This window comes from Stackebrandtia sp., assembly GCF_035643755.1.
Classification (GTDB): domain Bacteria; phylum Actinomycetota; class Actinomycetes; order Mycobacteriales; family Micromonosporaceae; genus Stackebrandtia.
In genome coordinates this window covers 20,905-27,447 of sequence record NZ_DASQPW010000171.1, presented here as the reverse complement: position 1 = coordinate 27,447, position 6,543 = coordinate 20,905, and the positions used below count along the sequence as shown (strand labels likewise).

General features: G+C 67.0%; 5 protein-coding genes and 1 tRNA gene. 2 read left to right on the top strand and 4 right to left on the bottom strand.

Features of this window, described 5'->3' with window-relative positions; all coding sequences use genetic code 11:
- Positions 1 to 101: 101 nt before the first annotated feature.
- The 4 genes from VE172_RS12985 to VE172_RS12970 all read right to left on the bottom strand — a co-directional run bounded on the left by VE172_RS12985 (position 102) and on the right by VE172_RS12970 (position 5,462).
- Positions 102 to 1,391 carry a hypothetical protein gene (locus VE172_RS12985; protein WP_324802238.1) on the bottom strand — a complete coding sequence of 430 codons (1,290 nt, stop codon included), beginning with the start codon at positions 1,389 to 1,391 and terminating at the stop codon, positions 102 to 104.
- 71 nt (positions 1,392 to 1,462) lie between these two features.
- Complete coding sequence (locus tag VE172_RS12980; RefSeq protein ID WP_324802235.1) at positions 1,463 to 2,137, bottom strand: 2'-5' RNA ligase family protein; 675 nt, start codon at positions 2,135 to 2,137, stop codon at positions 1,463 to 1,465.
- A 26-nt stretch (positions 2,138 to 2,163) separates the two neighbouring features.
- Positions 2,164 to 3,186, bottom strand: a complete 1,023-nt coding sequence (locus VE172_RS12975) for a ribonucleotide-diphosphate reductase subunit beta (RefSeq protein WP_324802232.1) — start codon at positions 3,184 to 3,186, stop codon at positions 2,164 to 2,166.
- The gene (locus tag VE172_RS12970) at positions 3,183 to 5,462 is read right to left on the bottom strand and encodes a ribonucleoside-diphosphate reductase subunit alpha (RefSeq protein WP_349258360.1); all 2,280 of its coding nucleotides are present in this window, start codon (positions 5,460 to 5,462) and stop codon (positions 3,183 to 3,185) included. The genes VE172_RS12975 and VE172_RS12970 overlap by 4 nt, the downstream gene beginning before the upstream one ends.
- A 302-nt stretch (positions 5,463 to 5,764) precedes the next feature.
- Here VE172_RS12970 and VE172_RS12965 point away from each other — a divergent pair.
- Together VE172_RS12965 and VE172_RS12960 are read left to right on the top strand one after the other, a co-directional pair.
- Positions 5,765 to 5,839 (top strand) — tRNA-Arg (locus tag VE172_RS12965).
- Positions 5,840 to 5,981: 142 nt separating this feature from the next.
- On the top strand, positions 5,982 to 6,290 hold the full coding sequence (locus VE172_RS12960; RefSeq protein ID WP_324802228.1) for a hypothetical protein: 309 nt from the start codon (positions 5,982 to 5,984) through the stop codon (positions 6,288 to 6,290).
- The last annotated feature ends 253 nt before the right edge of the window (positions 6,291 to 6,543 follow it).

The following is a 6,543-nucleotide window of genomic DNA, read 5'->3' as shown; positions in this document are numbered from 1 at the left end:
GTGGTGTGCGCCCGCGGCGACGCCGCCTACCCCTCGGCCCGCGCCCTGTACGAGTCCCTGGGCTTCACGGCCTTCGCGCGCAACCTGACCTTCGCCAAGGGCTAACCGAACGCGCCGAACGGAACCCCGAACACCACCCGCCCGCACTCCTGGCCGCTGCCCGAACAATCCGACGGCGCCCACTCGGTCTGCGAGAACACCAGATCCGAGGCGACGTTGTAGGTCAGCGCCTCGGGATGCTTGGCCCAGCACTGGGTCGTGGCGGGGCTGCCGCACCGCGCCGAGACGCTGGAGCTGGTGTTCTGCGCCCACAGTTGACCGAACTTGTCGATCGAGCTGTGCGCCACGTACCACTTTCCGTTGCGGGACAACACTCCCTGCATGTTCCCGACTCCACTGTGGTATGCCTCCACCGAGGCTGCGGTGCCTCCCGCGTCGGTCTTCAACAGATAGTCGGCGCCCATCGCGTAGCGATACAGGCGTCCCCGCTTCGACTGGTCGGAGAAGTACTCGGTGGACACCAGCGAATCGGGGGAAGTGCTGCGGTCCAGGGAGATCGACGCGAAACACGGCACCTGATCGTCGTGGTCCATGGTGCACGTGCCGCCCGCGTAGTCGTACCGCCCGACCTGCGTCATCACATACTGATACCCGTACGCGGCGTACTCGCCTCCGGTCTGTCCGATCTGGTCGGACGCCGCCGAGTTGGCCTGGAGGATGTGCGACATGCTGAACACCCGGATCGCGGTGCCCCGGTTGCCGACCTCGGTGACGTACAGCTTGTCGCCGTACCAGACCATCCCGCCGGTGTGCCCCTCGGCGGCCGAGAAGGTGTTGCCGCCGTCGCGCGGTACCACCAGGTACACCCACCGATACGTTGGCGCCTTCGGGTCGTTGTAGTCGATGAAGGCGACCCGGGCGTCGTTGTAGCGGTCGTTGTTGCCGTTCCACTGGCTGTCGTCGGCGGGGTCGTGGTGGTTGTAGTGCCAACCCGACAACATCGCCCTGTCGGCGCCCCACGCCCCGTCGTCGTCGGCGTCGCCCGAGGTGGTGATCCCCTGCGGCACCCAGGCCGTGGTGCCCGCATCCCCTGAGTCCCAACAATGATGGACGGTCGAGGCGGGCTTGATCGGCAACGCCTTGGCCTCGGTGGACGTACACGACGTCATCGGATGATTCGCGCTGTCCAGCACGGCCGCCACGTCCACGTTCGGCAGCGCGTCGTCCAGCTTCTGGATCGCCGCGGCCGAGGTGGCGTGCCACGTCAGGCCCGCGCCGTCGGTCTTGGTCAGCGGATCGTCGTAGGCCGCGTGCGCCGCCGAAACCGGTGCCACCGTCAACGCGCCCACCAACCCCGCCACCAACAGGAACCTTCGCGTCCGCGCTGCCATCTTCGACTCCTCGCCGTCAGGTGGTCCTGGCGCGGATGTTACGTCTGACCTCCATAACCCTTCAACGACGCTCAACCGTCCAGTTTGGCCGAGAACAGGCTCTGGGCGGTGATCGCGCCGTCGATGAGGTGCCAGCGGATGATCTCGGCCTCGTCGTACATCACGGTGCCGATCGGGCGGTCGCGCAGCCGATCTCCCCACCGCACCAGGGCCGCGGGGTCGGGCACCGGCGCCGCGAAGTGCAGCAGCGACACGTACCAGATGTCGCGGACGAAACCTTGTTCATAGTGGGCGACACCGCGGGCGTCGAGTTCGTCCACATAGCGCCGCCGCAACGCGGGAAACCCCTGCGGCCGACCAATTCCCTGCGCCATCACCCCGCCGCCGTGCGGCGCGATCCCGCGAAACTCCAGCTCGATGGGGGCGAAACCCCGGCACGCCGCCGCCAACGCCTCGGCGTACACCCCCACCCGCGCGTCGGCGACCATGTTCCTGGTGCTGTGCGGCTCCAGCGCGCGCAGCGTGGTGTGCATGGCGCGGGGCCCGTGCACCCAATGCCCGGGCCCCGCCACCGCCGTGGCCTCGCGGCCCAGCGCCGCGAGCTCCTCCGCGACCGGGCCGGTGGGGCGGAACACCGCGCTGAGTCCCCAGCGCGGGCCGCCGTCCACCGGCGGGGTCTCACACGAGAGCCTGCCCGCCAGCACGTCGGCTCGGCCCCGGTCGTGGAACTGCGCGTTGGACGTCATCGCGCAAGGTTAACGGCGTCGGCGACCTAAAAATCCTCGTCCAGGTCGACCTTGCCGTCGACGGCCACCTGGTAGGCGGTGGGTCGACGCTCGAAGAAGTTCGTCAGCTCCTGGACGTCCTGCAGGGCCATGAACCCGAACGGGTTGGCCGAGCCGTACCTGGCGGGCATGCCGAGGCGGGTGAGGCGCTGGTCGGCGACGTACTCCAGATAGGACTTCATGTCCGCCACGGTCATGCCCGCCAGCCCGTCCCCGCACAGGTCCTGCGCGAACCGCAGCTCGGCCTCCACGGCCTCCTCCAGCATTCGCGTGACCGAGGCCGTCAGCTCGTCGTCGAACAGCTCGGGTTCCTCCGAGCGCACCACGTCCACGACGCTGAACGCGAAGTTCATGTGGCACGACTCGTCGCGAAACACCCAGTTGGTGCCGGTGGCCAGCCCGTCCAGCAGCCCGCGCGACCGCAGCCAGTACACGTAGGCGAAGGCGCCGTAGAAGAACAGCCCCTCGATGCAGGCGGCGAAGCAGATCAGGTTGAGCAGGAACGCCCGCCGATCCGACGCCGTATTCAGCTGGTTGAGTTCATCGATGGAGTCGATCCACTTGAAACAGAAGTCGGCCTTCTCCTTGATGGACGGAATGTGCTCCACCGCCGCGAACGCCTTCACCCGATCCTCCGGGTCGGGAAGATAGGTGTCCAGAAGCGTCAGGTAGAACTGGACGTGCACGGCCTCCTCGTACAACTGGCGCGACAGGTACAGCCGCGCCTCCGGAGCGTTGACGTGCTTGTACAGGTTCAGCACCAGGTTGTTGGCCACGATGGTGTCGCCCGTGGCGAAGAACGCCACCAGCCGGTTGACCAGGTGCCGCTCGCCCTCGCTGAACTTCGCCAGGTCGGGCAGGTCGGAGGCCAGGTCGACCTCCTCCACCGTCCAGGTGTTGCGGATCGCCGCCCGATACTGCTCGTAGAAGTCCGGGTACCGCATGGGCCGCAGCGTCAGGTTCATGCCCGGGTCCAGCAGCGTCTGGCGGGTGGTGTCGATGGTCGTCATTGGCATGCCTCACAGGACTCGGGGTTTTCCAGGGAACAGGCGATCGCCTCGGGCTCGGGGACGGTCGCCGCGGCACTGGCCACAGTGGTCTGATTGATCCGGGTGGCCGGGCGGGAACGCAGGTAGTACGTGGTCTTGATGCCCGAGCGCCAGGCGTAGGCGTACATCGACGACAGCTTGCCGATGGTGGGCGCGGCCATGAACAGGTTCAACGACTGGCTCTGGTCGATGAACGGCGTGCGCGCCGCCGCCAGGTCGATCAGCGCGCGCTGCGGCAGCTCCCACGCGGTGCGGTACAGCCGCTTCAGGTCGGCGGGAATCGCGGCGACCCCGGCGATCGAACCCTCGGCCCGCACGATCTCCTCGCGCAGCTCGTTGGTCCACAGTCCGCGCTCCTTCAGGTCCGCGACCAGGAACTTGTTGACCTGCAGGAACTCTCCCGACAGCGTCTCACGCTTGAACACATTGGACACCACGGGCTCGGCGCACTCCGAGCAGCCCGAGATGGACGCGATGGTCGCCGTCGGCGCGATCGCGATCATCAGCGAGTTGCGCAGCCCGTGCTCGGCCACCTTGGCGCGCACCGCGTCCCACTGGCGCGCAGCGGTGATGGTCGCGCTCGGCCAGTGGTCCACGTGCAGCACGCCGCCCGCCGCCCGAGTATCCTCATAGGACGGGTGCGCCCCGTGTCGAGCCGCCAGCCCCGCCGAGGTGTCGTACGCCGCCAGCGCGATGTGCTCCGAGATCCTGGTGGACAGCGCCCGCGCCTCGTCGGAGTCGAACGGCAACCGCAGCCGATAGAACACGTCGGCCAAACCCATCAGCCCCAGGCCGATCGGCCGCCACCGCTGGTTCGACTTCTCGGCCTCCGCGGTCGGGAAGTACGACAAGTCGATGACGCGGTCCATAAAGGTCACCGCGGTCCGCACCGTCTCGGCCAACCCGTCGAAGTCGAACCCGTCGGCCGTGCAATGCGCCGCCAGGTTCACCGACCCCAGGTTGCACACGGCGGTCTCGGCGTCGCTGGTCACCTCGAGAATCTCGGTGCACAGATTGGACAGATGGATCACGTTGCCCGCCTTGGCGGTCTGGTTCCCCGTCCGGTTAGCGATGTCCGAAAAGGTCATCCACCCGTTGCCGGTCTGCGCCAGGGTTCGCATCATCCGCCCGTACAGCTCCCGGGCCGGCACGGTCCGCACGGCCTTGCCCGCGGCCTCGGCCGCCCGATACGCCTCCTCGAACTCCTCCCCCCAGGCATCCACCAGCTCGGGCACCCGCTTGGGGTCGAACAGCGACCACTGCTCGTCCGCCTCCACCCGCCGCATGAACTCGTCGGGCACCCAGTTCGCCAGGTTCAGGTTGTGCGTCCGGCGATCCTCCGACCCGGTGTTGTCCCGCAGCTCCAAGAACTCCTCGACGTCGGCGTGCCAGGTCGCCAGGTACACGCACGCCGCACCCTTGCGCCGCCCGCCCTGATTCACGGCGGCCACACTGGAATCCAGCGTCCGCAGCCACGGCACGATCCCGTTCGAGTGCCCGTTGGTCCCCCGGATCAACGACCCGCGGCTGCGGATCTTCGACCAGGACATCCCGATCCCGCCGGCGTACTTGCTCAACCGCGCCGCCTGCGAGTACCGCTCATAGATCGACTCCAGCTCGTCCCGCGGCGAGTCCAACAGAAAACACGACGACAGTTGCGGCCGCCGGGTTCCCGCGTTGAACAATGTGGGCGAACTGAACATGAACGACAACGAACTCAACAATCGATACAGCTGCCGCGCCTCCCCCACCGACTCCGACAACCCACACGCGACCCGCAAGAAGAACTGCTGCGGCGTCTCCAACACCGACCGACTCTCGGGATGCCGCAACAGATACCTGTCGTAAACCGTCCTCAGTCCAAAGTACTCAAACCGATCATCCGCCCCCGCGTCCACGAGCGAGTCCAAGTCCTCGGCGTTGTCGGCCACGAACTCCCCCAACGCATCCGCGATCAGCCCCTCCTTCCTGGCCGCCGCGATCGACCCGCTGAAGGACCCCACACCGGCCCCCCTGACCTCCTCCCCGATCAACCCGCTCAACAACCGCGCCGCCAACCGGCCATACCCCGGCTCCCGCGCCACCAACGACGCGGCCACCTCCACCGCCCGCAACCACAACTCCCCTTCACCGGCCCCCGGCCAGGCCCCGGCCACCACCGGCCCGATCACCTCGGCGGAATCGACGTCCCCCAACCCTTCCGCGCCCCGTCGAACCGCCTCGCTCAGCCGATCCATGGTGACCTCACGTGGTGTGACTGTCGTAGTGCTCACGTTCCTCACGTCCCCTTCGCAGCCCACGCCCCCGCCACCCAAGACGGCGGAAACGCTCGGTGGATTCTGTTGTCAACCCGGCACGAAATCTCCATCCCGCACCATCGCCTCACGGCACGAGCGATCATACATGTTGTGGTTCGATCCGTCCGGGACCCCAAGGTATTGAGAAATCGACGTTTCCTACCCCCTCCCGAACCCCTCGCCCCCGAATACCCGCTGGAGCCCTCCCACGCCACCCTGATAGCCTCATCAAGGCCATATCGGCCCCATTAGCTCAGGGGATAGAGCACCGCCCTCCGGAGGCGGGAGCGCAGGTTCGAATCCTGCATGGGGCGCCACAAACATGGGAACGCTTGGGCGGGGTTTCACCTTCGCCCGAGGACTTCACAGCCCCGTCAATGTCCTCACAATCAACGACGCTGGCGCTGCCGACGTGATGTGGCGCTTGCCGACGCCGGCAGCTCAGGCACCACGCGTACGTTGAAGACAACCGTTTTCGGCACGCCCAGCGCTTCCGTCCTGGACACCAAACTCGCCGCCCTTTGTGAAGCTCGCATCGCCATCACCGGGCACCGAGACCTGTACGGCGACACAGCCACCAAGTTGCGCGACCGCATCAGCAAGCCGGCGGAGGGCGAACACCCCAGGGGGTTGTCCTGTCTGGCCGATGGAGCTGACGCCATGTTCGCCGCCGATCAGGTCATCCGTCTTGATCACATCGAATCCACCGAGCAGTCCCATATGGACGCATCCATCACGATGCTCGGCGGCGTTAAGCGCGGAACGTGACACGTCCCACTGCCGTATTCCCGACGATTACCTTCCTCGTCTGTGGATTATCCGTACGGCGCTCGTGATCACCGCGCCACCTCACAGGCCGACGACAGGCCGCCGCATACATGCGGCACCAACGCGTCGCCGCCGCGCATGAGCGGCAACAGTAACCACTGCCGCTCGACGCCAACGTAAGCGCCATCATGAATCCCCGACGGCCCGGTCAAGTCCTGTCGAGGTCATGCGGGCAACAGCCGCGGTCATGATT

Coding starts and splice junctions, on each gene's coding strand:
- VE172_RS12970 (WP_349258360.1), bottom strand. CDS start 5,462: ATGGATCGGCTGAGCGAGGCGGTTCGACGGGGCGCGGAAGGGTTGGGG.
- VE172_RS12975 (WP_324802232.1), bottom strand. CDS start 3,186: ATGACGACCATCGACACCACCCGCCAGACGCTGCTGGACCCGGGCATG.
- VE172_RS12985 (WP_324802238.1), bottom strand. CDS start 1,391: ATGGCAGCGCGGACGCGAAGGTTCCTGTTGGTGGCGGGGTTGGTGGGC.
- VE172_RS12980 (WP_324802235.1), bottom strand. CDS start 2,137: ATGACGTCCAACGCGCAGTTCCACGACCGGGGCCGAGCCGACGTGCTG.